Origin of the sequence: Mycolicibacterium alvei (assembly GCF_010727325.1) — a bacterium.
In the GTDB taxonomy this organism is placed as follows: domain Bacteria; phylum Actinomycetota; class Actinomycetes; order Mycobacteriales; family Mycobacteriaceae; genus Mycobacterium; species Mycobacterium alvei.
In genome coordinates this window covers 4,638,072-4,659,808 of record NZ_AP022565.1, presented here as the reverse complement: position 1 = coordinate 4,659,808, position 21,737 = coordinate 4,638,072, and the positions used below count along the sequence as shown (strand labels likewise).

General features: G+C 66.9%; 25 protein-coding genes, 1 pseudogene and 1 riboswitch. Of the genes and pseudogenes, 14 read left to right on the top strand and 12 right to left on the bottom strand.

Annotation, left to right across the window (positions count from 1 at the left end; genetic code table 11):
- Positions 1-16: 16 nt before the first annotated feature.
- Together G6N44_RS22215 and G6N44_RS22210 are read left to right on the top strand one after the other, a co-directional pair.
- A complete protein-coding gene (locus tag G6N44_RS22215) occupies positions 17-1,624 on the top strand; it encodes an MFS transporter (protein ID WP_235683115.1) in 1,608 nt (535 codons plus the stop codon).
- Positions 1,621-2,130 (top strand): DUF2771 domain-containing protein, encoded by a 510-nt coding sequence (locus G6N44_RS22210; protein ID WP_163667729.1) that lies wholly within the window; start codon positions 1,621-1,623, stop codon positions 2,128-2,130. The genes G6N44_RS22215 and G6N44_RS22210 overlap by 4 nt, the downstream gene beginning before the upstream one ends.
- Here G6N44_RS22210 and G6N44_RS22205 read toward each other — a convergent pair.
- Complete coding sequence (locus G6N44_RS22205; RefSeq protein ID WP_163667727.1) at positions 2,119-3,123, bottom strand: glutathione S-transferase family protein; 1,005 nt, start codon at positions 3,121-3,123, stop codon at positions 2,119-2,121. The genes G6N44_RS22210 and G6N44_RS22205 overlap by 12 nt on opposite strands.
- A gap of 87 nt (positions 3,124-3,210) precedes the next feature.
- Positions 3,211-3,621 carry a cold-shock protein gene (locus G6N44_RS22200; RefSeq protein WP_163670247.1) on the bottom strand — a complete coding sequence of 137 codons (411 nt, stop codon included), beginning with the start codon at positions 3,619-3,621 and terminating at the stop codon, positions 3,211-3,213.
- Between the two features lie 162 nt (positions 3,622-3,783).
- Between G6N44_RS22200 and G6N44_RS22195 the strand changes: the two genes are divergently transcribed.
- The 4 genes from G6N44_RS22195 to G6N44_RS22180 all read left to right on the top strand — a co-directional run bounded on the left by G6N44_RS22195 (position 3,784) and on the right by G6N44_RS22180 (position 6,725).
- The gene (locus G6N44_RS22195) at positions 3,784-4,176 is read left to right on the top strand and encodes a YccF domain-containing protein (protein WP_163667726.1); all 393 of its coding nucleotides are present in this window, start codon (positions 3,784-3,786) and stop codon (positions 4,174-4,176) included.
- Complete coding sequence (gene moaA / locus G6N44_RS22190) at positions 4,173-5,249, top strand: GTP 3',8-cyclase MoaA (protein WP_163667724.1); 1,077 nt, start codon at positions 4,173-4,175, stop codon at positions 5,247-5,249. Before G6N44_RS22195 ends, moaA begins: the two co-directional genes overlap by 4 nt.
- A gap of 15 nt (positions 5,250-5,264) precedes the next feature.
- Entirely contained in the window at positions 5,265-5,513 is a 249-nt protein-coding gene (locus G6N44_RS22185; RefSeq protein WP_235682841.1) for a MoaD/ThiS family protein, read from the top strand.
- 246 nt (positions 5,514-5,759) lie between these two features.
- Positions 5,760-5,955, top strand: a riboswitch (cyclic di-AMP (ydaO/yuaA leader).
- Between the two features lie 8 nt (positions 5,956-5,963).
- A complete protein-coding gene (locus tag G6N44_RS22180) occupies positions 5,964-6,725 on the top strand; it encodes a transglycosylase family protein (protein ID WP_163667719.1) in 762 nt (253 codons plus the stop codon).
- Between the two features lie 3 nt (positions 6,726-6,728).
- Here the strand turns inward: G6N44_RS22180 and G6N44_RS22175 are convergent, their stop codons facing one another.
- The 4 genes from G6N44_RS22175 to G6N44_RS22160 are packed head-to-tail and all read right to left on the bottom strand — an operon-like array spanning position 6,729 to position 8,364.
- Complete coding sequence (locus G6N44_RS22175) at positions 6,729-7,157, bottom strand: molybdenum cofactor biosynthesis protein MoaE (RefSeq protein WP_163667716.1); 429 nt, start codon at positions 7,155-7,157, stop codon at positions 6,729-6,731.
- Positions 7,158-7,217: 60 nt separating this feature from the next.
- On the bottom strand, positions 7,218-7,694 hold the full coding sequence (locus G6N44_RS22170; protein WP_163667713.1) for a MogA/MoaB family molybdenum cofactor biosynthesis protein: 477 nt from the start codon (positions 7,692-7,694) through the stop codon (positions 7,218-7,220).
- Positions 7,691-8,125, bottom strand: coding sequence for a cyclic pyranopterin monophosphate synthase MoaC (moaC, locus tag G6N44_RS22165; RefSeq protein WP_235683114.1), 435 nt, complete (start codon positions 8,123-8,125; stop codon positions 7,691-7,693). The genes G6N44_RS22170 and moaC overlap by 4 nt, the downstream gene beginning before the upstream one ends.
- 41 nt (positions 8,126-8,166) lie before the next feature.
- Positions 8,167-8,364: a hypothetical protein gene (locus G6N44_RS22160; RefSeq protein ID WP_163667708.1), complete on the bottom strand. Its 198-nt coding sequence runs from the start codon at positions 8,362-8,364 to the stop codon at positions 8,167-8,169.
- A 58-nt stretch (positions 8,365-8,422) separates the two neighbouring features.
- On the opposite strand from G6N44_RS22160, the gene G6N44_RS22155 reads away from it, so the two are divergent.
- Both G6N44_RS22155 and G6N44_RS22150 read left to right on the top strand, forming a co-directional pair.
- Entirely contained in the window at positions 8,423-10,681 is a 2,259-nt protein-coding gene (locus G6N44_RS22155) for a helicase-associated domain-containing protein (RefSeq protein WP_163667705.1), read from the top strand.
- A 33-nt stretch (positions 10,682-10,714) separates the two neighbouring features.
- A complete protein-coding gene (locus G6N44_RS22150) occupies positions 10,715-12,364 on the top strand; it encodes a DNA repair helicase XPB (protein ID WP_163667702.1) in 1,650 nt (549 codons plus the stop codon).
- Here G6N44_RS22150 and G6N44_RS22145 read toward each other — a convergent pair.
- The gene (locus G6N44_RS22145) at positions 12,361-12,696 is read right to left on the bottom strand and encodes a cupin domain-containing protein (RefSeq protein ID WP_163667699.1); all 336 of its coding nucleotides are present in this window, start codon (positions 12,694-12,696) and stop codon (positions 12,361-12,363) included. The genes G6N44_RS22150 and G6N44_RS22145 overlap by 4 nt on opposite strands.
- Positions 12,697-12,763: 67 nt before the next feature.
- On the opposite strand from G6N44_RS22145, the gene G6N44_RS22140 reads away from it, so the two are divergent.
- Positions 12,764-13,615, top strand: coding sequence for an LpqN/LpqT family lipoprotein (locus G6N44_RS22140; protein ID WP_235682840.1), 852 nt, complete (start codon positions 12,764-12,766; stop codon positions 13,613-13,615).
- 45 nt (positions 13,616-13,660) lie between these two features.
- Positions 13,661-13,984, top strand: a complete 324-nt coding sequence (locus G6N44_RS22135; protein WP_163667696.1) for a hypothetical protein — start codon at positions 13,661-13,663, stop codon at positions 13,982-13,984.
- A 40-nt stretch (positions 13,985-14,024) separates the two neighbouring features.
- On the opposite strand, the gene G6N44_RS22130 is transcribed toward G6N44_RS22135, so the two are convergent.
- Both G6N44_RS22130 and G6N44_RS22125 read right to left on the bottom strand, forming a co-directional pair.
- Positions 14,025-14,348, bottom strand: coding sequence for a hypothetical protein (locus G6N44_RS22130; protein ID WP_163667693.1), 324 nt, complete (start codon positions 14,346-14,348; stop codon positions 14,025-14,027).
- Between the two features lie 181 nt (positions 14,349-14,529).
- On the bottom strand, positions 14,530-14,988 hold the full coding sequence (locus tag G6N44_RS22125) for a hypothetical protein (protein ID WP_163667690.1): 459 nt from the start codon (positions 14,986-14,988) through the stop codon (positions 14,530-14,532).
- Between the two features lie 91 nt (positions 14,989-15,079).
- Here G6N44_RS22125 and G6N44_RS22120 point away from each other — a divergent pair, with 91 nt between their 5' ends.
- The gene (locus G6N44_RS22120; RefSeq protein ID WP_163667687.1) at positions 15,080-15,787 is read left to right on the top strand and encodes a helix-turn-helix transcriptional regulator; all 708 of its coding nucleotides are present in this window, start codon (positions 15,080-15,082) and stop codon (positions 15,785-15,787) included.
- On the opposite strand, the gene G6N44_RS22115 is transcribed toward G6N44_RS22120, so the two are convergent.
- The gene (locus G6N44_RS22115) at positions 15,768-16,757 is read right to left on the bottom strand and encodes an LLM class F420-dependent oxidoreductase (protein ID WP_163667684.1); all 990 of its coding nucleotides are present in this window, start codon (positions 16,755-16,757) and stop codon (positions 15,768-15,770) included. The genes G6N44_RS22120 and G6N44_RS22115 overlap by 20 nt on opposite strands.
- Positions 16,758-16,811: 54 nt before the next feature.
- On the opposite strand from G6N44_RS22115, the gene G6N44_RS22110 reads away from it, so the two are divergent.
- From G6N44_RS22110 to G6N44_RS29605, 3 genes and pseudogenes are all read left to right on the top strand, one after another.
- Positions 16,812-17,237, top strand: a complete 426-nt coding sequence (locus G6N44_RS22110; protein ID WP_163667681.1) for a pyridoxamine 5'-phosphate oxidase family protein — start codon at positions 16,812-16,814, stop codon at positions 17,235-17,237.
- A 4-nt stretch (positions 17,238-17,241) separates the two neighbouring features.
- Positions 17,242-17,829, top strand: coding sequence for a class I SAM-dependent methyltransferase (locus G6N44_RS22105; RefSeq protein ID WP_163667678.1), 588 nt, complete (start codon positions 17,242-17,244; stop codon positions 17,827-17,829).
- A gap of 69 nt (positions 17,830-17,898) precedes the next feature.
- A pseudogene (locus tag G6N44_RS29605) lies at positions 17,899-17,985 on the top strand (pyridoxamine 5'-phosphate oxidase); the annotation flags it as partial.
- Between the two features lie 118 nt (positions 17,986-18,103).
- On the opposite strand, the gene G6N44_RS22100 reads toward G6N44_RS29605, so the two are convergent.
- Complete coding sequence (locus G6N44_RS22100) at positions 18,104-20,251, bottom strand: 3-hydroxyacyl-CoA dehydrogenase NAD-binding domain-containing protein (protein WP_163667675.1); 2,148 nt, start codon at positions 20,249-20,251, stop codon at positions 18,104-18,106.
- Between the two features lie 11 nt (positions 20,252-20,262).
- A complete protein-coding gene (locus G6N44_RS22095; RefSeq protein ID WP_163667672.1) occupies positions 20,263-21,474 on the bottom strand; it encodes an acetyl-CoA C-acetyltransferase in 1,212 nt (403 codons plus the stop codon).
- Between the last annotated feature and the right edge of the window lie 263 nt (positions 21,475-21,737).

Below are 21,737 nucleotides of genomic sequence, written 5' to 3'. Positions count from 1 at the left end.
CGCGGAACATCCCGGAATGGCCAACTACCCCAGCGACGAGACGCCGCGGCGGCCACGCAGGCAGTCGGTGCCCAGCTCCAACCGCTGGCTCCCGCCGCTCGACGAGCAGCACACCGCCGAGCACTCACGGCACGACGACGCCCGCCGCTCCCACGGGATCGGGTCGGCAGCCGGTGAGAAGGTCACGGTCACCCGGGCCGCCGCGGCGCGCAGCCGCGAAATGGGTTCGCGGATGTACGGTTTCGTACACCGCGCGGCCACCGCCGACGGCGCCGACAAATCCGGGCTGACCGCGCTGACCTGGCCCGTGGTGGCGAACTTTGCCGTCGACGCGGCCATGGCCGTCGCACTGGCCAACACCCTGTTCTTCGCCGCGGCCAGCGGTGAGTCCAAGGGCAAGGTCGCGCTGTACCTGCTCATCACCATCGCGCCGTTCGCGGTGATCGCCCCGCTGATCGGGCCCGCGCTGGACCGCCTGCAGCACGGTCGCCGGATGGCGCTGGCCGCATCGTTCGCGTTGCGCACCGGGCTGATCGTGATCTTGATCGCCAACTATGACGGCGCCACCGGCAGCTACCCGTCCTGGGTGCTCTACCCGTGCGCGCTCGGCATGATGGTGCTGTCCAAATCGTTCTCGGTGCTGCGCAGCGCGGTCACCCCGCGGGTGCTACCCCCGTCGATCGACCTGGTCCGGGTGAACTCCCGGCTGACCACCTTCGGTCTGCTCGGCGGCACCGTGGTCGGTGGCGGCATCGCCGCAGGCGCCGAATACCTGTTCAACGTCGCTCAACTGCCCGGGGCGCTGTACGTCGTCGTCGCGGTCAGCGCTGCCGGTGCGGTGCTGTCGATGCGGATCCCGAAGTGGGTCGAGGTCACCGAGGGCGAGGTGCCCACCACGCTGAGCTACCACGGTCAATCGGACGGCCATGGTGAGGTGCGTCGTCGCCCCGGCAAACCCAAGGCCGTACGGCAGCCGTTGGGCCGCAACACCATCACCGCACTGTGGGGCAACTGCACCATCAAGGTGATGGTCGGATTCCTGTTCCTCTACCCGGCGTTCGTTGCCAAATCGCACGATGCCAGCGGCTGGGAGCAACTGCTGATCCTGGGTCTGATCGGGGCTGCCGCCGGCATCGGCAACTTCGGTGGCAACATTGCCGCCGCCCGGCTGAAGCTCGGTCATCCCGCACAGCTGGTGGTGCGGGCCGCTGCTGCCGTGACCGTTGCCGCGCTGGTCACCGCTCTCACCGGAAACCTGCTGGTGGCCGCCGGTGCGACACTGGTCACCTCGGCTGCGAGCGCCATCGCCAAAGCCTCGCTCGACGCATCCCTGCAGGACGATCTCCCCGAGGCCTCGCGGGCCTCGGCATTCGGACGTTCGGAATCGGTGCTGCAGCTGGCCTGGGTGACCGGCGGCGCCACCGGGGTGCTGATCTATACGGACCTCACAGTCGGGTTCACTACGATCACGGCCGTGCTGATACTCGGGCTGGCGCAGACGATCGTGAGCTACCGCGGCGAATCACTGATTCCCGGCCTGGGCGGTAACCGCCCGGTCCATGCCGCACGAGAAGGCGGCAGCCGTTCCGCGGCAGCCCCGACAACACAGTGGGAGTCCCGATGAAGCGCACCCTGGCGGTCCTGGCTGCCGTGATCGTGCTGGCTATCGCCGGCACCTCCGTCGGAGTCTGGCGCCTGCACAGTGCGCACGGCGATCGACTGCCCGAGATCAGCGCGTACTCCCACGGGCACTCGGTGCGGGTCGGCCCGTTCCAGTACTGCGAGGTACTCAACCTCGACGACTGCAAGGAGCCGCGCGACGCGGGCGAGTTGGTCGTCACCAAGAACAGTCCGGTGCAGCTCTCGGTGCCCAGCGCGGTCTCCCGTGCACCATGGCGGCTGCTGCGGGTGTACGAGAACCCCGTCGACACCACGGTGACGTACTTCGCACCCAAAACCACACTGGCCGTCACCATCCCCACGGTCGATCCCGACCGGGGCCGGCTCACCGGCCTGGCCGTCCAACTGCTGACCCTGGTCCAGGATCAAGACGGCCAGGAGTTCGCGCTGCCCCACGCCGAATGGTCGATCAGCACCGTCTGGCCGGACAAGCCCGCGCTAACCCGCTGAGTGCCCGTCCGGTACCCGCTCACCCGACGCCGTCGGACCGGGCGGAGTACCGTCGCCGAAAGGCCTGCCGCCCAACGATCCCCGACCATGGGGTGCGAGCCAGTCGGCCAGGTCCGGGCCTTTGGGCACGATCTGCGTCGGATTGATGTCCGAATGCACGATGTAGTAGTGGTCTTTGATCTGAACGAAGTCGATGGTGTCGCCGAAGCCCGGGGTCTGGAACAGATCCCGCGCGTACGCCCACAGCACGTCCATCTCGGTGAGCTTGGACCGGTTGCACTTGAAGTGGCCGTGATAGACCGGGTCGAACCGGGCCAGCGTGGTGAACAGCCGGACGTCGGCCTCGGTGATGGTGTCGCCCACCAGATACCGCTGCGTACTCAGCCGCTCGGTCAGCCAGTCCAGCGCCGCGAACAACCGGTCGTAGGCGGCGTCGTAGGCCTGCTGTGAGCCGGCGAATCCGCAGCGATACACACCGTTGTTGACCTCGGTGTAGATGCGCCTGGCCACCTCGTCGATCTCGGCGCGCAGCGACTCCGGATACAACTGCGGTGCGCCGTCACGCTGATACGCGGTCCATTCGGTGGAAAAGTCCAGCGTCATCTGGGCGAAGTCGTTGGTCACCACCGCACCCGTGGCGACCTCGACGATCGCGGGCACGGTAATGCCCTTCGGGTAGTTCGGGTCGCGCTTGAAGTACGCGTCCTGCAACCGCGGGATCTTCAGCACCGGGTCGAGCCCGCCCGGATCGAGGTCGAACGTCCAACTGCGTGCATCATGCGTCGGGCCGCAGAAGCCAATGGACAGAGCACCTTCGAGGCCCAGCAGGCGTCGCACGATGATGGTGCGGTTGGCCCACGGGCAGGCCCGCGCCACGATCAGCCGGTACCGGCCGGCCTCGACCGGATAACCGTCAGCGCCATCGCGCGTGATGCGGGTGGTGATGTAATTGGTGTCGCGGTTGAACTCACCGGCGCCGGCCACATACGACATGGGACCAGACTGCCAACTGAACCTGAAGTTATGTGCGAGAAATCAGCGGATTCTCGACCACAAGCTCAGGTTCGTCGCGGGGGACGCTCAGGCGTCGAGTTCCTGGGCGACCGCCTTGACGACCTCGGACACCCGGCGGGCGACCTTGCGATCGGGGTAGCGACCCTTGCGCAACTCCGGCTGCACGATGTCCTCGAGCAGCGTGATCATGTCCGAGACCATGCCGTGCAGCTCATCGGGAGTGTGCTTGTGCTCGGGACGCTCCGCCTCGCGCCGGGCCCGACTCAGGCTCGGCGGCGGATCGATGAGCTTGACGCTCAACGCCTGCGGGCCACGACGGCCGGCAGCCACGCCGAACTCGACACGCTGACCGGCCTTGAGGCCCTCTACGCCCGCGGGCAACGCCGAGGAACGCACATAGACGTCCTCGCCATCTTCCTGGGACACAAAGCCGAAGCCCTTTTCGGCGTCGTACCACTTCACCTTGCCGGTCGGCACTGCACTCACCCGCTCGTCTTGTCAGAACTACCTACACACATAAAGCTCGCGTCCCGTTAGCGCCGGGACGCGATGGAGCGATCCTACTCGGACGCCGCCGGGTAGTTCACCCCGATTACTAGGTAGGCTTGCAAACACCTCTGGGAGAGAGATGCGCCGGTAATGCGAGTGATACTCAACATCATCTGGTTGATCTTCGGCGGCCTGTGGCTGGCAGTGGGGTACCTGCTGGCCGCGCTGCTCTGCTTCGTCCTGATCATCACCATCCCGTTCGGATTCGCCTCGCTGCGCATCGCGTCCTATGCCCTGTGGCCGTTCGGCCGCACGATCGTGGACAAGCCGGGCACCCGGCCTGGCGCCCTGGTCGGCAACATCATCTGGATCGTCCTGTTCGGCTGGTGGCTGGCACTGGGACACCTGGTCAGCGCGGTGGCCATGGCCGTCACGATCATCGGAATCCCGTTGGCGCTGGCCGATCTCAAGATGATCCCGGTCTCGTTGGTCCCGCTGGGCAAGGAGATCGTCCCGGTCGACTCGGTAGGGGTGCCGGCATGACGCTGACCTCACTCGGCCTGCCCGCGGTAGGCGGGCCCGGTCGCCCACCCCTCGGGCCGGCCCCGTCCAGCGGCCCGCTGGTGGACACCTACGGCCGGGTGGCCACTGACCTGCGGGTCTCACTCACCGACAAATGCAATCTGCGCTGTACCTATTGCATGCCCGCCGAAGGGCTGGACTGGTTGCCCGGCGAGGCACTGCTGAGCCCCTCCGAACTGGGCCGGTTGTTGCGCATCGCCGTCACCCGCCTCGGCATCACCAGCGTGCGGTTCACCGGCGGCGAACCGTTGGTCACCCGCCATCTGGAAGACGTGGTCGCCGCCGCGGCAGCGCTGCGCCCCCGCCCGGAGATCACACTGACCACCAACGGCATCGGGCTGGACCGCCGCGCGGCGGCCCTCAGACAGGCCGGGCTGGACCGGATCAACGTGTCGCTCGACAGCATCGACGCCGCCCATTTCGCCCGGATCACCCGCCGGGACCGACTGGGCGACGTGCTCGACGGACTGGCGGCCGCCAAGGCGGCCGGGTTGTCGCCGGTGAAGGTCAACGCCGTGCTCGACCCGGCGTCGGGTCTCGAGGACGCCGTGAACCTGTTGGGGTACTGCCTGGACCATGGATACCAGCTGCGCATCATCGAGCAGATGCCTCTGGACGCCGGACACACCTGGCAGCGCGGCAAGGTGATCGACGCGGACACCATCCTTGCCACGCTGCGGCAGCACTTCGATCTGCGATCCGATCCGCAGCCGCGCGGTTCGGCCCCCGCCGAGCTGTGGCAGGTCTCCGAGAGCGCCGAGCATCCCGCGGGCACCGTCGGGGTGATCGCCTCGGTGACGCACGCCTTCTGTTCAGCCTGTGACCGCACCAGGCTGACCGCCGACGGCCAGATCCGCAGCTGCCTGTTCTCCACCGAGGAGAGCGATCTGCGTGCGCTTCTGCGCGGCGACGCCGACGACGCCGACATCGAGGCGGCTTGGCGGACCGCGATGTGGGGCAAGCCCGCCGGGCATGGGATCAACAACCCGGATTTCGTGCAACCCGCGCGGCCTATGAGTGCGATCGGCGGCTAGATGACAGGGCACACCATGGCGGTGACGGTCCGCTATTTCGCCGCTGCGGCGGCGGCAGCCGGAGTTGATACGGAAACGTTAGATTTAGCGAAAGACGCGACGATCGCGTCGCTCGTCGAGCAACTCAGCGGCCGCGGCTCAGAGCTCGCGCGGGTGCTAAAGCGCTGCTCATACCTGTGCGACGGCGTGGCCGTCCGCGATCTGAACAGGCCGATGTCAACGCCTCAGACCATCGATGTGTTACCCCCCTTCGCGGGCGGATAACGTGATTTGCATCACATAACAAAATGGTCACGAGCTGGCTACGGCGGGGTGGAGCTCCTCGCCCACCTGCGACAACGCAAAAATAACCTGCACCTTTAAACAACTTTTAGAGTTTGCTCCGAGCCGAAACGCCCGAGGCCGTCAAAGGTGACGGGATAGCCGAGAGCCGTTACCTTCGAACCCGAGTCAACGGACCCTAATCGGTTGACCTACCTCGAACCGAAGCGCCGAGCTCCATCCATCGGGCCGGGGTACACGACGAACAACAAGGATGGAGACGGGGGACCCACCGGTCCACCGCTTTACTTCAGGACCAGGAGCCGCTTGCGGCCCCTTGGGGTGCCCCTTGGGGTGAAGCCGTCAGAGTTTCGACGACGACGGCCGGGCAACCTCTCCAGCCCGAACCCGACAGCTGACCTCGTGGGCGCATACGAGAGGACCTTCACGCTTATGAGCGGACGGCATCGCAAGCCCACCACGTCCACATCAGCCAAGAACGTCGCCAAGATCGCGGTGACCGGCGCTGCGATCGCAGGCGGCAGCCTCGCGATGGCCAGCCAGGCGACGGCCGCGACCGACGGCGAATGGGACACCGTCGCTCGCTGCGAGTCCGGCGGCAACTGGGCGATCAACACCGGCAACGGCTACCACGGGGGCCTGCAGTTCTCCCCCAGCACGTGGTCCGGTCACGGCGGTGGTGAATATGCCCCCACGGCCTTCATGGCCACCAAGGAAGAGCAGATCGCCGTCGCCGAGCGCGTTCTGGCCACCCAGGGCAAGGGCGCCTGGCCCACCTGCGGCCGCGGCCTCTCGAGCGCCACCCCGCGCAATGTGGTCAACGAGCCCGCCCCCGCCCCGCTGGACGCACCCGCGGTCAACGGCGAACTGCCGCCCGCACCTGACGCTCCGGCCCCGGCACCCGAGGCAGCCCCGATGGACGCCCCGCTGCCGCCCGCGCCCGAGAACCTGCCGCCTGCCCCGGAGAACCTGCCCCCGGCACCCGAAGCTCCGGCCCCGGCACCCGAAGCTGCCCCGATGGACGCCGCGCCAGCCCCGGCCCCTGAGGCCGCCCCGATGGACGCCGCACTGCAGGTGCCCGCTCCGGCTCCCGAAGAGGCACCTGTCCCCGCACAGACGGTCAGCTACTTCGATAAGATCCAGCACGCCATCGAGAAGCAGGGCCTCGACGGCAACATCGTTATCAACGGCTGAGTTTCAGGCCGAACCGACCCATTCGTCGGTGCCGTCGGAGAAGTACTGGTGCTTCCACACCGGTAGCCGCTCTTTGACGGTGTCGACGAGGCGGGCACAGGTTTCGAACGCCGCCCCGCGGTGGTCCGCTGCCACAGCGGCCACCAGGGCGGCGTCTCCTATATTCAGGGTTCCGATGCGGTGGCTGACCGCGATCGCACGTACCCCGGTGGCCTGCGCGGCCACCTCGGCGGCCACCTCTTGCAGGGTTTGAAGGGCATCGGGGTGCGCGGAGTACTCCAGCCGGAGGACCGAGCGGCCGTCGTCGTGATCGCGCACCACCCCGGAGAACCCGACGACCGCTCCGGCCGCCTCGTGGGCCACCAGCGCCTCGTATTCGGTCAGTGAGATCGGTGTCTCGGTCAGTTCGACCCGTACGACGCTGGCGCTCATCGGCACTGTCTCCTCTTCGCGCAAGCGCTCATCGGCACTGTCTCCTCTTCGCGCAAGCGCTCATCGGTGGTCCTTGCCGCTCAGTTGGTCCAACGCATGCTCCAGGACGCCGGCCAGTACGCCCAGCCCGTCCTTGACCCCGCCCGGCGACCCGGGCAGGTTGACGATCAGGGTGCGCCTGGCAACGCCGCAGACGCCGCGGGACAACACCGCGGTGGGCACCTTGTGCACGCCGGCACGCCGGATGGCATCGGCCAGGCCGGGTATCTGATAGTCGAGTACCGCCGAGGTGGATTCCGGCGTCGTGTCGGTGGGCGAGATGCCGGTGCCACCGGAGGTGATGATCAGGTCGACGCGCTCGGCCAGTGCGGCCCGCAGGGCGTCGCCGACGGCATGTCCGTCGGCGACCACCATCTGCTCGGTGACGTCATAGCCCCGATCGGACAGCCAGCCGACGATGAGCGGGCCGGTCCGGTCGTCGTACACCCCGGCAGCGGCACGGGTGGAGGCGATGATGACCCGCGCCGAACGCGTCACTGAGTAGTTCTTTCCCACAATCCCGTTTTACCGCCTTCTTTGCGCATCACTTTGATGTCGTCGATGCGTGCGGCGGGGTCGACGGCCTTGATCATGTCGTACAGCGTCAGCGCGGCCACGCTCACCGCGGTCAGGGCCTCCATCTCGACCCCGGTGCGGTCGGTGCTGCGCACGGTGGCGGTGATGGCGACCTCGGCGTCGCGGGCGTCGAAGTCCACGTCGACACCGGTCAGGGCCAACTGATGGCACAGCGGAATCAACTCGGGAGTCCGCTTGGCCGCCTGGATGCCGGCGATCCGTGCAGTGGCCAGGGCATCACCCTTGGGCAGGCCGCCCGAGGCGATCAGGGCCACCACATCCGACCTGGTGTGCAACGTGCCCACGGCCACCGCGGTGCGTTTGGTCACGGCCTTGGCCGTGACGTCGACCATGTGCGCCGCGCCGGACTCGTCGAGGTGCGACAGGCCCTCTGTCACCTGTTGACGACGGTGGCCGACTGGATGAAGGGCAGGTCTTCGGCCGGCAGCGGAAAGGTCAGATCACCGAACGGGGACAGTGCGCCGGTGCGGTCGGTGGCAAGCTCACTGACGGCGTGATCATCGCCGTCGGAGAGCACGGGCCAGCCGTTGTCGACGTAATGGTTCTTCTTGTTGTCAGCCACGCTCCACATTGTGGCAGGCTCCTCATCCGGTGGCGAGACCGGCGGGCTGCTTTACCCTGGTCAGGATATGACCGCCGCACAGACTCCCGGATTCCCGCTGGGTGCCTGGCTGTCCGACCTCGACGACAAGGGCCTCATCCGCCTGCTGGAGCTGCGGCCCGACCTGAGCCAGCCACCACCGGGAACGATCGCCGCGCTTGCCGCGCGCGCCACCTCACGTCAGTCGGTCAAGGCTGCCACCGATTCCCTGGACTTCCTGAGGCTGGCCGTGCTGGATGCACTGCTGGTCCTGCACGCCGACACCCACGCCGTTCCGGTTTCCGAGGTGAGCAAACTGTTGGGTAAGCGGGTCGGTGCCGGCGACGTGACCACTGCGCTGGAAGATCTGCGCGAGCGGGCCCTGGTGTGGGGCGAGGCCGCCGTCCGGGTGGCGCCCGAAGTAGCGGCGGGCCTGCCCTGGTTCGTCGGTCAGGCCGCCGTGGAGACCTCAGATCGCAGCGCCGACGAGATCGCCGACCTGCTCGGAGGGCTCGATGAGGCCCAGAGCGAGCTGCTGGCCCGGCTGCTGGAGGGCTCACCGATGGGCCGCACCCGCGACGCGGCCCCCGACACCCCGCCCGACCGGCCGGTGCCGCGACTGCTGGAGGCCGGACTGCTGCGGCGGATCGACGCCGAGACGGTGATCCTGCCCCGGATGGTCGGTCAGGTGATGCGCGGCGAGGCGCCCGGCCCGACGGAGTTGACCACGCCGGTGCTTCAGACCTCGTCGACAACGCCTGCCGATACGAACGCGGCGGCCGCCGGTGCTGCCATCGATCTGCTGCGCGAGGTCGACCTCGTCATCGAAACCCTCGGCAGCACGCCGGTTCCCGAGTTGCGCAACGGCGGGCTCGGGGTGCGCGACGTGAAACGGCTGGCCAAGGCCACCGGCATCGACGAACCGCGGCTGGGGCTGCTGCTGGAACTGGCGGCCGGCGCCGGACTGATCGCAGCCGGGATGCCCGAACCGGACCCGGGTGACGGCACCGGGCCCTACTGGGCGCCGACCGTGGCCGCAGACCGGTTCATCGAGTCCCCGACTGCCACCCGCTGGCACCTGCTGGCCGCGACCTGGCTGGACCTGCCGGCCCGGCCCGCCCTGATCGGCAGCCGCGGGCCGGACAACAAACCCTTTGCCGCACTGTCGGATTCGCTGTATTCGACGGCAGCTCCACTGGACCGCAGACTGCTGCTGAGCGTGCTGGCGGAGCTGGCACCGGGCTGCGGGGTCGACGGCACCGAGGCCGCTCGGGCCATGGTGTGGCGGCGGCCGCGCTGGGCGGCGCGCCTACAGCCGGCCACGGTCGGCGGCCTGCTCGCCGAAGCGCATGCGCTGGGCATGGTGGGCCGCGGTGCGATCAGCACCCCGGCTCGCGGCCTGCTGGCCGGTGACCCCGAGGTGGACGTGCTGGCCGCGATGGCCAAGGCGCTGCCCAAACCACTCGACCACTTCCTGCTGCAGGCCGACCTCACGGTGATCGTGCCCGGACCGCTGGAGCGGGATCTGGCCGAACATCTGGCCGAGGTGGCCACCGTCGAATCGGCGGGCGCGGCGATGGTCTACCGGATCAGCGAAGCGTCCATCCGCCGTGCACTCGATGCCGGGCGCACCGCCAGCGAGCTACACACCATGTTCGAGAAACACTCGAAAACCCCGGTGCCGCAAGGCTTGACCTATCTCATCGACGACGTCGCCCGCCGGCACGGCCAGCTGCGCGTCGGGATGGCCACGTCATTCCTGCGATGTGAAGATCCGGCACTGCTGGCCCAGGCGGTCGCCTCCCCGAAGGTCGACCAGCTCGAGTTGCGCCTGCTGGCCCCGACCGTGGCGGTGTCGCAGGCCCCGATCGCCGACGTGCTCACCGCGCTACGCGACGCCGGGTTCGCGCCCGCCGCCGAAGACTCCACCGGCGCCGTCGTCGACATCAGGGCCCGCGGCGCGCGCGTCATCGCACCGACCCGGCGCCGCGTCTATCGCCCACCCACCCCGCCGACCGCCCAGACTCTCGGCGCGATCGTCGCGGTGCTGCGCAAAGTGGCGTCGGGACCGTTCGCCGGCGTGCGCCTGGACCCCGCGATGGCCATCACCCAATTGCAGGACGCCGCGATCAACCAGACCCCCGTGGTGATCGGATACGTCGACCCGGCCGGGGTGGCCACCCAGCGGGTGGTCTCCCCCATCAACGTGCGCGGCGGTCAGTTGACCGCGTTCGATCCGGCCGCCGGGCGGGTCCGCGAGTTCGCCATCCACCGCGTCACCTCGGTCGTGTCGGCCGATTCGGAATAATGGGCAGAATGACTTGCCTGCGAGGAGCCGAGAATGACTGACGGCCCACTGATCGTGCAGTCCGACAAGACGGTGCTGCTCGAGGTCGACCACGAGCAGGCCGGGGCGGCCCGCGCCGCCATCGCACCGTTCGCCGAGCTGGAACGCGCCCCCGAACACGTCCACACCTACCGCATCACCCCGTTGGCACTGTGGAACGCCCGCGCCGCGGGCCACGACGCCGAGCAGGTGGTCGATGCGTTGGTCAGCTTCTCGCGGTACCCGGTGCCGCAGCCACTGCTGGTCGACATCGTCGACACCATGGGCCGCTACGGCCGCCTGCAGTTGGTGAAGAGTCCCGTGCACGGTCTGGTCCTGGTCAGCCTGGATCGCGCAGTGCTCACGGAGGTGCTGCGGCACAAGAAGATCGCCCCGATGCTGGGCGCGCGCATCGACGACGACACGGTGGTCGTGCACGCCAGCGACCGTGGCCACATCAAGCAGATGCTGCTGAAGATCGGCTGGCCGGCCGAGGACCTGGCCGGCTACGTCGACGGTGAGGCCCATCCGATCGAGCTGGCCCAGGACGGCTGGGAGCTGCGCGACTACCAGCAGATGGCCACCGATTCGTTCTGGGCGGGCGGCTCCGGTGTGGTGGTGTTGCCGTGCGGTGCGGGCAAGACCCTGGTCGGGGCGGCGGCGATGGCCAAGGCCGGCGCGACGACGCTGATCCTGGTCACCAACACCGTGGCCGGACGGCAGTGGAAACGCGAACTGGTCGCCCGCACCTCGCTGACCGAGGACGAGATCGGCGAGTACTCGGGTGAGAAGAAGGAGATCCGGCCGGTCACCATCGCGACGTACCAGGTGATCACCCGCCGCACCAAGGGCGAGTACAAGCATCTGGAGATCTTCGACACCCGCGACTGGGGGCTGATCATCTACGACGAGGTGCACCTGCTGCCGGCACCGGTGTTCCGGATGACCGCCGATCTGCAGTCCCGGCGGCGGCTGGGCCTGACGGCGACCCTGATCCGCGAAGACGGCCGCGAAGGTGACGTGTTCTCCCTGATCGGGCCGAAACGCTATGACGCGCCGTGGAAGGACATCGAGGCCCAGGGCTGGATTGCCCCCGCCGAGTGCATCGAGGTGCGGGTGACGATGACCGACAACGAGCGGATGCAGTATGCCACCGCCGAACCCGAGGAACGCTACAAACTGTGTTCGACCGTGCACACCAAGATCGCGGTGGTCCGCTCGATCCTGGAACGTCACCCCGGCGAACCGACCCTCGTGATCGGTGCCTACCTGGATCAGCTGGAGGAACTGGGCGAGGAGTTGGATGCGCCGGTGATTCAGGGGTCGACGAAGAACTCCGAGCGCGAGGCTCTGTTCGACGCGTTCCGCCGCGGCGAGATCACCACACTGGTGGTCAGCAAGGTGGCGAACTTCTCCATCGACCTACCGGAAGCATCTGTCGCCGTTCAGGTTTCAGGCACCTTCGGCTCCCGCCAGGAAGAGGCGCAGCGCCTGGGCCGGCTGCTGCGTCCGAAGGCCAACGGCGGCGGCGCGGTGTTCTACTCCGTGGTCTCGCGTGATTCGCTGGACGCGGAGTACGCCGCGCACCGGCAACGGTTTCTGGCCGAGCAGGGCTACGGCTACGTCATCAAAGACGCCGACGACCTGCTCGGCCCCGCGATCTAGGCGTGCGGCTTGACCACGGTCAGCAGCACCACCGAATTTTCGAGTGCATGCAGGCTGTGGCGGGTACGCGGGATCACGATGTGATCGCCCGGCGATCCTTCCCAGCTGGCCTCGGCGGTGGCCAGCTTCACCCGGCCGTCGATCACCTGCAGGGTCGCCTCGCCCGGGCTCTCGTGCTCGTCGAGACCGGTGCCACCTTTGAGAGCGATCACCGTCTGACGCAACTGGTGCTCATGCCCGCCGTAGACCGTGGTGGCACTGCGTCCATTGCTGGCCGCAAGGGCGGAAGTCAACTGTTGGCGGGCAATCGCGGTGAGCGAGATCTTCTCCATAACGGTGCATTCCCTTCCGACGGGGTCGGGCTGACGACACCGGTCCGGTGACCGATTCTGTGACCCCTTGGCAGACTATCGCTCCCGTCACACAGTCCGCGCCCGGCTGGGCGGAGATACCACGGCAACGGTCCGTTCCGAATGCGCAAACACAATTCCGCGCAAACACGTTTGGGTATCAGCGATGCCGATATGCTGCGGACTCGAGCCTGACCACGACGAAAAGGGAACCGATCCCATGAGAAAAATGTTGGTGGCCACAACAACCGGCCTGACCGCAGCGGCCCTCAGTTTCGCCATTGCGGGTTGCGGACCGTCCGGCGAATCAAAATCCACCACTTCGGAATCGACGGCGGTGACCGCAGTGCAGGATCAACCGCCCAAGCTGGAGGACGGTCTCGACGACACCCTGCATGACTATATCGTCGAGCACAACATCGCCGAAGTCCCTTTCAAGCCAGGCGATCCCGGGACACCGACCTACGACCTCGCTCTTCCCGAGCACTGGGCCTTGGCCACCGAGATACCGGAATGGGCCTTCGGAGCCATCGTCTACGACCAACCTCGAGACGCCTCGGATCCCCCCACCATCACCGCGATCGCCAACAAGCTCACCGGCGACGTGGAGGGCCCGGAAGTTCTCGATTATGCGTCGGGACTTTTGGACAACATGCCCGATTTCAAACCGCTCGGTGAGGCCACCGAACGCACCATCAGCGGGTTCAATTCCGTTGATTACGCCGGAACGTACCTCCATGAGGGCAAAACCCGTTTCGTCGCCCAGAAAACGGTTGTGGTGCCGGGTCCGGACGCGCTCTTCGTCGTCCAACTGAACGGCACGGCAGTGGAGAGTGATTCACAGATCGTGCTCGACGCCATGCAGTGGATCAATGACCGCACGACGATTACTGCCGCCTAGCCGCCCGGCCGCGGTCACATCCGCAAATGATGGAGACCCTCGAGAATGACCCGAATCAAAGCTTCCACGCTGCTGTTGGCGCTGCTCGGCTTCGTGCTGTTCCTGTCAGGCCCGGTCATCACCGCTCCGCCGGCGTACGCGGCATGTGCCCCCAACCAACAGCTTGATCCCCGCACCGGGATGTGCTGGTCGACGGCCGACCGGAACACCGTGGGCACGCCGCGCGGAACGGGCGGAACCGCACCCTGCATTCCCGGCCGGCTCGGGATGTGCCTGGCCGCCGCACAGAACGGCACGCAGCCCGGTGCGAACCTGAAGCCACAACCGCCCGGGGGCCCTGCACCTCGCACCACCTGGCCGGCCCGGTAACGCCTCGGCCCGACCCCGGCGGCGGCTTCGCCGGCGACATTCAAATCACCCGGAGTGGATCTTCGCCGTAGCCGAAGCGGCACCGCAGTTGGACGAGCAATCGTTCGGCCTCGGCGATGCGCCCGTGCAACCGGACAAGTGCCTCCGGTATCGGCGCGTCGGCCACTCGGCTGCGTTCCCGAAGCTTCCGCCACCGGAGTTCCGTGGCGGCGAGATGGTCTCGCAGGTCATCGATTTCCCCGAGCAGAATTTCCTCGAACAGGCGCGATTGAGCGATGTCAGCGCTGTGCACGGGCCTGGAACAGTCCACCGGGGCGGCCGCGAGGGGGGCCGTGCGCGGCCGGCGGTTGAACACCGCGGCCACGCCGGCCCCGACGGTTGGGGCGGATACGGTTCCGCTCCCGAATTCCCGTGATATCAGCGTCACGTAGGGATCATGGAGCACATTACTGCTCCAATCCACCGCACGTTTCAGCCGGCATATCGTCTCCGGTCATCTACCAGTCATGCGATGTACATTTGACGACCGTTTCGCGCGGACGCCATCAATGCGTGCCGGCACGATGCCAGGCCGGGTCATAGACCCAGGCCAACCGGGCGAGGGTCAGCGCCGCCAGCAGCAGCCCGAAATCGCGCAGCGCGACATCGTAGAAGCCCGGGTAACTCACCAGGTTGAGGATGATGCCGGCCAGCCACGCGGCCACGACGTAGGCCGCATACCTCGGCTTGACGGCCACTGCCACGCCGGCCACGATCTCGATCACTCCCACCACGAGCATGGTCGAGTGCGCGCCGAACGGGCTGAGATCCGCGATCCACGGCGCCAGATAGCTGTCCCAGTTGGTCAGCAGGTCGGTGAACTTGTCGATCCCGAACACGATGGGCAACACGGTAAAGCCGATCCGCAGCAACGCGTAGGCCCCGTACGCCGGGTCGGTGCGGGCGCGTTCGACCGCGGCCGCCCAACCAGCAGGTTGGCCGATACCAACATTTGAGGTGCTCATGACCCTTCCCTTCTAAAAATAAACTGTGACACTTTTAGACTCGACCCCGCTCCCCGACTTTGTCAAGAGTTTTTGGTGTTAGAATGGAGCAATGTTCTCCCGGTCTGCCCACCCGGCGACCATGTCAGCGCTGAGCACGCTCGATGACCCGCTACGCCGCCGGCTCTATCAACTCGTCGCCGACAGCGACGAGCCGGTGTCCCGCGAGGACGCCGCGGCAGCAACCGGGATCGGACGCACCCTGGCGGCCTACCACCTGGACAAGCTCGCCGATGCCGAACTCCTTGCGGTCACCTACCAGCGACCCGACGGGCGATCGGGCCCCGGCGCCGGACGGCCCGCCAAGCTCTACAGCCTGGCCGAACGCGAGCTGGCCATCAGCGTGCCGCCTCGCGACTATCAGTTGCTGGCCGGAATACTCGTGACCTCCATCGAGCAGGACACCGGCGGTGCGGTAAGAGCGACGGTCGAGCAGGCCGCGCGCGATGCTGGCATGCGCGCGGCTCACGACGCAGGCGGCGATTTGATCGATGCCCTGCGTGGCTGCGGATACCTACCCCGCACCGACCCGGACGGGGGAATCTCGCTGCGGAACTGCCCGTTTCACGCGGTGGCCCGTGATCACCTCGACGTGGTGTGTGGGTTGAACCTGGAACTGATCCGGGGCGCGATCGCCGCCAGTTCGTCAAGCACCGCACAGGCAGAACTCAATCCACGTCCCGGACACTGCTGCGTGCAGCTACACGACGCAGATCGCCAGCATCGCGTTTCCGACCCGGTCAACTCAACGCCGGGATGACCTTCTGCTCGAACAGTTCGATCCCGGACCGGTCGTAGGCGGCCTCCGGGAAGTACAGAATCGCGTACTCACACCCGAGGTCGCGCATCCGCTGCAGCTTCTCGATCACTTGTTCGGTTGTACCGCTTGCCGATTCGGGTGCGGTGGCGTTGGCGAGCATGGCGTCGACGGCAGCCTCGCCGGCCACCGGCACCTGCCGGGCCCGCAACCGCGCGACACGGGCGGCCACATCGGCCTCGGACTCCCCGATGACGGCGTTGAAGTTGGCCGAACGCACGATGGTGTCGTAGTCGGTACCGACGTCGCGGCAATGCCCGGCCAGCACCTCCGACTTGTGCGCGAAGCCGTCCGGCTCAGACGTGAAGTTCGTGTACTGCGCATACTTGGCCGCGATCCGCAGTGTCACCTTCTCCCCGCCGCCGGCGATCCACATCGGAATACCGTTGTCCTGCAGTGGCTTCGGAGCAACGATGGCGCCGTCGACCTGGTAGTGCTTGCCGTCGAAGCTGACCCGGCCGACGCGCCAGGCGTCGCGCATGATCTGCACGCCCTCGTCGAGCCGGCCCAGCCGCACCCCGGCCGACGGGAATCCGTATCCGTAGGCGCGCCACTCGTGCTCGTACCAGCCGCCGCCGATACCCATCTGCACCCGACCACCCGAGATGATGTCGGTGGTCGCGGCAATCTTGGCCAGGTAGACCGGATTGCGGTAGCTCATCGCGGTACACATCTGGCCGAGTTTGATCCGCGACGTCGTCGCCGCGTGCGCCGCCATCAGCGACCAGGCCTCATGGGTGGCCTCGTCGGTCGGCACCGGAACGGTGTGGAAATGGTCGTACACCCACAACGAGTCCCAGCTGCCTGCGTCGGCGTAGGCAGCCAGGTCGCGCATCACCGGCCAGTGGTTTTCGGTGGGAATGTCGACGAGATCAAGGCGCCAACCCTGCGGGATGAAAAGTCCGAAGCGCATGGCCCCCGACTCTACGGCGCCGACCCATGTTGCGGTACGGGGTTAGCCTCGGATATGCCCCTCTCCAAGGAAGAACGCGAGCAATTTCTGGCCGAACCGCACATCGCCGCATTGTCGGTCTACGCAGGAGACAAACGCGGTCCGCTGACCGTCCCGATCTGGTACCAGTACACCCCTGGCGGGCAACCCTGGCTGCTGACCGGTACCGGGTCCCGTAAGCACCGGTTGATCGAGGCAGCCGGACATCTGTCGTTGATGGTCGAGCGGCTCGAGCCGACGGTGCGCTACGTGGCAGTCGACGGCGCAGTCGACCGCATCGAACCGGGCACCGATGAGCAACTCGTCGAGATGACCAAGCGCTACCTGGCTCCTGAGAAGGTGGAGCCATACCTCGAATTCGCCCGCCGCGAGCAGGGTGAGAGCGTTGCGGTGTTCTTCAAGCCCGAGCACTGGCTGTCCTCCGATCTGGGAGCGCTCTAACTCTGTGAGCTCGCGCCAACGCTTGTTCCGGTGGCTGTACCGGCTGGGGTTCACCCCCTGGGATGGCCACCCATTGGCGCACAGCCTGATGACACTTGTCGAGGGCACCGCGTTGCCCCCGGGAACCGCGCTCGACGTGGGCTGCGGCACCGGGGACAACGCGGTGTACCTGGCCAGACACGGGTGGCGGGTCACCGGCGTGGACTACGTGGCCAAACCGCTGAAGATAGCCCGCGCCAAGGCCGCCGGACTGCCCGCTGTCTTCACCAAAGCCGATGTGACACAACTGAGCTGGTCGGGTGTCGGGGCCGGATTCGATCTCATCGTCGACAGTGGCTGCCTGCACGGCATGGACGCCGACGACCGTGACGCCTACGTCCGGGAGGTCAGCGCAGTGGCCGCCCCCGATGCACAACTGCTGATCGTGGCGTTCATCCCGGGTGGATCGATGGGTGTACCCGGCATCGGGTTCGAAGAAGTGCAACGACGCTTCAGTGCGGGCTGGATACTGCTGTCCAGCGGGGATGAGCCCGCGATGAACCAGAACGGCAAGAACGCGGCGCGGTTCTATCTGTTCCGGCGCACCACATAAAGGGTTACGCGCTTCGGTCAGTCATATAGCGAAGGCCTGGCAACGCATTTCGCTGCGTACCCGTCGTCGGGCGACGACTGGGACACCTACGACCGCGTCATGCGCGAGGAGCGCCGCACCGCGGTGCTGATCTCTCCCACCCGGATCTACTCGAACCCAGATCGAGATTGCACACAGGGTCGTGAAATCGCGAAATCGACAGCCCTGGGCGCAATCTCGACGCCCGCGCACGCAAAAGCCCCCGACTTGCGCCGGGGGCTTCTGACGTTCTGGCTTAGCTCTCCAGCGAGGCCGGGGGCAGGAAGCGGTCGCCGTAGCGGGCGGCCAGTTCCTTGGCGCGGGCGACGAACGCCGCCTTGCCGACACCGAGCTCACCCTGGTAGCCGACGATGAACTGCGCCGAACCACCGGTGTAGGGCGGGAAGCCAATACCCATGATCGAGCCGATGTTCGCGTCAGCGGTCGAGGTGAGCACGCCTTCGTCGATGCACTTCTGGGTCTCCAGTGCCTCGGCGAACAGCATGCGGTCGATCATGTCCTGCAGCGGGATCGAGGCGCTTCCGGAGTTGAAGGCCTCCTTCAGACCCGGCCACAGCTGCGTCCGCTTGCCGTCGACGTACTCGTAGAAGCCGGCACCCTTCAGCCGCGACGGGCGACCGAGCTCGATCATCTTCTCCACCACGGCCTCGGCCGGGTGCGGCACGTGGGTGCCACCGGCAGCCTCGACACCTTCCTTGGTGGCGACAGCGATCTTGTGCATGAGCTCCAGGTTGAGCTCATCACTCAGCTGCAGCGGCGCCGCCGGGTAACCGGCCTGCGAACCTGCCTGCTCGATGGAGGCGGGCGCGACGCCCTCGCCCAGCATGGCCAGCGCCTCGTTGACGAAGGTGCCGATCACGCGGCTGGTGAAGAAGCCGCGGCTGTCGTTGACCACGATCGGGGTCTTGCGGATCGCCAGCGTGTAATCGAACACCCGGGCCAGCGCCTCGTCAGAGGTCTTCTCGCCCTTGATGATCTCCACCAGCGGCATCTTGTCGACCGGTGAGAAGAAGTGGATGCCGATGAAGTCCTCCTGGCGCTTCACGCCGGTCGCCAGACCGGTGATCGGCAGCGTGGAGGTGTTCGAGCCGAGCAGCGCGTTGGGCTCGACGATGTCCTCGATCTCCTGGAACACCTTGTGCTTGAGTTCCTGGTTCTCGAACACGGCCTCGATCACGAAGTCGACGCCCTTGAGATCCTGCGGATCGGCGGTCGGGGTGATCTTGGCGAGCAGCGCCTTCGACTTCTCTTCGGTGGTCTTGCCACGCTTGAGTGCCTTGGCCTCCAGGCCCTCCGAGTACGCCTTGCCCTTGTCAGCGGCTTCCTGCGTGACGTCCTTGAGCACGACGTCGTAGCCAGCCTTGGCCGACACGTAGGCGATACCGGCGCCCATCATGCCCGCGCCCAGCACACCGATCTTCTTGATCTCCTGCTTGGCGATGCCCTCCGGACGCGATGCGCCGCCGTTGATGGCCTGCAGGTCCAGGAAGAACGCCTGAATCATGTTCTTGGCGGTCTGGCCGGTGACCAGCGAGACGAAGTAACGGCTCTCGATGCGGCTGGCGGTGTCGAAGTCGACCTGCGCACCCTCGACAGCGGCGTCCAGGATGGCCCGCGGGGCGGGCATCGGGGCGCCCTTGAGCTGCTTGCGCAGCAGCGCCGGGAACGACGGCAGGATCGCCGCCAGAGCCGGGGAGGACGGGGTGCCGCCGGGCATCTTGTAGCCCTTGACATCCCACGGCTGGGTGTGGGCCTCGGGGTTGGCCTTGATCCAGGCCTTGGCTGCCGGGAGTAACTCGTCCACGTTCGGTACGACCCGGTCCACAAGCCCGATTTCAGCGGCCTTGGCCGGGCTGAACCGGGTGCCCTGGCTCAGGATCTCCATGAAGGCCTTCTGGATACCGAACATCCGCACGGTGCGGGCGACGCCGCCACCGCCGGGCAGCAGGCCCAGGGTGACCTCGGGCAGACCGATCTGGCTGCCCTTCACATCGGCGGCGATGCGGTGGTTACAGGTCAGCGCGATCTCCAGGCCACCGCCCAGCGCCGCGCCGTTGATGGCGGCGACGACGGGCTTGGGCAGGGTCTCCAGCTTGCGCAGGTCGGCCTTGATGGTTTCGACCATCTCGAACGCCTCGGCGGCGTCGTCGGGGCCGATGTTCATCATGCCCTTGAGGTCGCCACCGGCGAAGAAGGTCTTCTTCGCGCTGGTGATGACCACACCGGTGATCGAATCCTGCTCCGCAACAAGCTTTTCCACAGCATCATGCATGGACTGCTTGTAGTGCTCGTTCATCACGTTGGCCGAACCGGTCGGGTCGTCCAACGTCAGGGTGACGATGCCGTCGGCATCCTTGTCCCACTGAATAGTGTTCTCAGCCATTGTCATTACTCCTAGACGCGCTCGATGATGGTGGCCACGCCCATGCCGCCGCCGATGCACAGCGTGATCAGGGCACGCCGAGCGCCACGACGCTCGAGCTCGTCGACCATGGTTCCGGTGATCATGGCGCCGGTGGCGCCCAGCGGGTGACCCATCGCGATGGCGCCACCGTTGACGTTGAGCTTCTCGTCGGGGATGTTGAGGTCCTTCTGGAACTTCAGCACCACCGAGGCGAACGCCTCGTTCAGCTCGAACAGGTCGATGTCATCGACGGTCAGGCCGGCCCGGTCGAGCACCTTCTTGGTGGCCGGAGTGGGACCGGTGAGCATGATGACCGGGTCGGCACCGCTGGTGGCGGTGGCCACGATGCGGGCGCGCGGGGTCAGGTTCTGGGATGCCCCTGCACTTTCGCTGCCGATCAGCAGCAGGCCGGCGCCGTCGACGATGCCCGAGCTGTTGCCGCCGGTGTGGACGTGGTTGATCTTCTCGACGAAGTGGTACTTCTGCAGCGCCACGTCATCGAAGCCACCCATGGCACCCAGGCCCTCGAACGCCGACTTGAGCTTGCCCAGATCCGCCGCAGTGGTGCCCGGACGCATGTGCTCGTCATGGTCCAGCACGACCAGACCGTTCTGGTCCTTGACCGGAATGACCGACTTGGCGAAGTAGCCACCGGACCAGGCCGCGGCGGCCTTCTCCTGCGACCGCGCCGCGTAGGCGTCGACATCGTCGCGGGAGAAGCCCTCGATGGTGGCGATCAGGTCCGCGCCGATGCCCTGCGGGACGAAGCCGATGCGGTAGTTGGTCTCCGGGTCAGAGGCCCAGGCGCCGCCGTCCGAACCCATAGGGACGCGACTCATCGACTCGACACCACCGGCCAGCACCAGATCGTCCCAGCCCGAACGCACCTTCTGGGCGGCCAGGTTGACCGCCTCCAGGCCCGACGCGCAGAAACGGTTGAGCTGGAAACCACCGGTGGTCTCGGGCAGCTTGGCCACCAACCCGGCGGTGCGGGCGATGTCACCACCCTGATCACCCACCGGGGACACCACACCCAGGATGACGTCGCTGATCAGCGTCTCATCCAGGTCGGGATACCGGCTACGAATCTCCTCGATCAGACCGACCACCAGATTGACCGGCTTGATCTCATTGAGTGCGCCACCGCGCTGCTTGCCACGCGGCGTACGGATCGCCTCGTAGATGAAAGCTTCTTCGGACATGTCTGCTCCCCTGCCGTATCGGCGTCCAGGTTCAGGTTGGGTTGTGGAACCGCCCAGCGAATGTGGACAGTCCTCTGAACGGCAGCGTAGCAGCCTCGCCCAACCCGTTGGTTGGGCCTGTGCTCAGCATCTCCTTTGCGGGACGATCCCGCCCGCACGCCGCTTTCCACCCCAGGGCTGCACACCACGCAGCGCAACGACCCCGGCGTCGGAAATGGCGCAAACGAACATCCCACCCGCACGCCGCTTTCCACCCCAGGGCA

What these genes read in the sequence shown, in the direction of transcription:
- G6N44_RS22185 (WP_235682841.1), top strand. Translation starts at nt 5,265, where the DNA reads ATGGCGGTGACGGTCCGCTATTTCGCCGCTGCGGCGGCGGCAGCCGGA.
- G6N44_RS22120 (WP_163667687.1), top strand. Translation starts at nt 15,080, where the DNA reads ATGTTCTCCCGGTCTGCCCACCCGGCGACCATGTCAGCGCTGAGCACG.
- G6N44_RS22175 (WP_163667716.1), bottom strand. Translation starts at nt 7,157, where the DNA reads ATGAGCGCCAGCGTCGTACGGGTCGAACTGACCGAGACACCGATCTCA.
- moaC (WP_235683114.1), bottom strand. Translation starts at nt 8,125, where the DNA reads ATGGTCGACGTCACGGCCAAGGCCGTGACCAAACGCACCGCGGTGGCC.
- G6N44_RS22095 (WP_163667672.1), bottom strand. Translation starts at nt 21,474, where the DNA reads ATGTCCGAAGAAGCTTTCATCTACGAGGCGATCCGTACGCCGCGTGGC.
- G6N44_RS22110 (WP_163667681.1), top strand. Translation starts at nt 16,812, where the DNA reads ATGCCCCTCTCCAAGGAAGAACGCGAGCAATTTCTGGCCGAACCGCAC.
- moaA (WP_163667724.1), top strand. Translation starts at nt 4,173, where the DNA reads ATGACGCTGACCTCACTCGGCCTGCCCGCGGTAGGCGGGCCCGGTCGC.
- G6N44_RS22215 (WP_235683115.1), top strand. Translation starts at nt 17, where the DNA reads ATGGCCAACTACCCCAGCGACGAGACGCCGCGGCGGCCACGCAGGCAG.
- G6N44_RS22195 (WP_163667726.1), top strand. Translation starts at nt 3,784, where the DNA reads ATGCGAGTGATACTCAACATCATCTGGTTGATCTTCGGCGGCCTGTGG.
- G6N44_RS22115 (WP_163667684.1), bottom strand. Translation starts at nt 16,757, where the DNA reads ATGCGCTTCGGACTTTTCATCCCGCAGGGTTGGCGCCTTGATCTCGTC.
- G6N44_RS22135 (WP_163667696.1), top strand. Translation starts at nt 13,661, where the DNA reads ATGACCCGAATCAAAGCTTCCACGCTGCTGTTGGCGCTGCTCGGCTTC.
- G6N44_RS22100 (WP_163667675.1), bottom strand. Translation starts at nt 20,251, where the DNA reads ATGGCTGAGAACACTATTCAGTGGGACAAGGATGCCGACGGCATCGTC.
- G6N44_RS22125 (WP_163667690.1), bottom strand. Translation starts at nt 14,988, where the DNA reads ATGAGCACCTCAAATGTTGGTATCGGCCAACCTGCTGGTTGGGCGGCC.
- G6N44_RS22205 (WP_163667727.1), bottom strand. Translation starts at nt 3,123, where the DNA reads ATGTCGTATGTGGCCGGCGCCGGTGAGTTCAACCGCGACACCAATTAC.
- G6N44_RS22180 (WP_163667719.1), top strand. Translation starts at nt 5,964, where the DNA reads ATGAGCGGACGGCATCGCAAGCCCACCACGTCCACATCAGCCAAGAAC.
- G6N44_RS22145 (WP_163667699.1), bottom strand. Translation starts at nt 12,696, where the DNA reads ATGGAGAAGATCTCGCTCACCGCGATTGCCCGCCAACAGTTGACTTCC.
- G6N44_RS22210 (WP_163667729.1), top strand. Translation starts at nt 1,621, where the DNA reads ATGAAGCGCACCCTGGCGGTCCTGGCTGCCGTGATCGTGCTGGCTATC.
- G6N44_RS22155 (WP_163667705.1), top strand. Translation starts at nt 8,423, where the DNA reads ATGACCGCCGCACAGACTCCCGGATTCCCGCTGGGTGCCTGGCTGTCC.
- G6N44_RS22150 (WP_163667702.1), top strand. Translation starts at nt 10,715, where the DNA reads ATGACTGACGGCCCACTGATCGTGCAGTCCGACAAGACGGTGCTGCTC.
- G6N44_RS22160 (WP_163667708.1), bottom strand. Translation starts at nt 8,364, where the DNA reads ATGTGGAGCGTGGCTGACAACAAGAAGAACCATTACGTCGACAACGGC.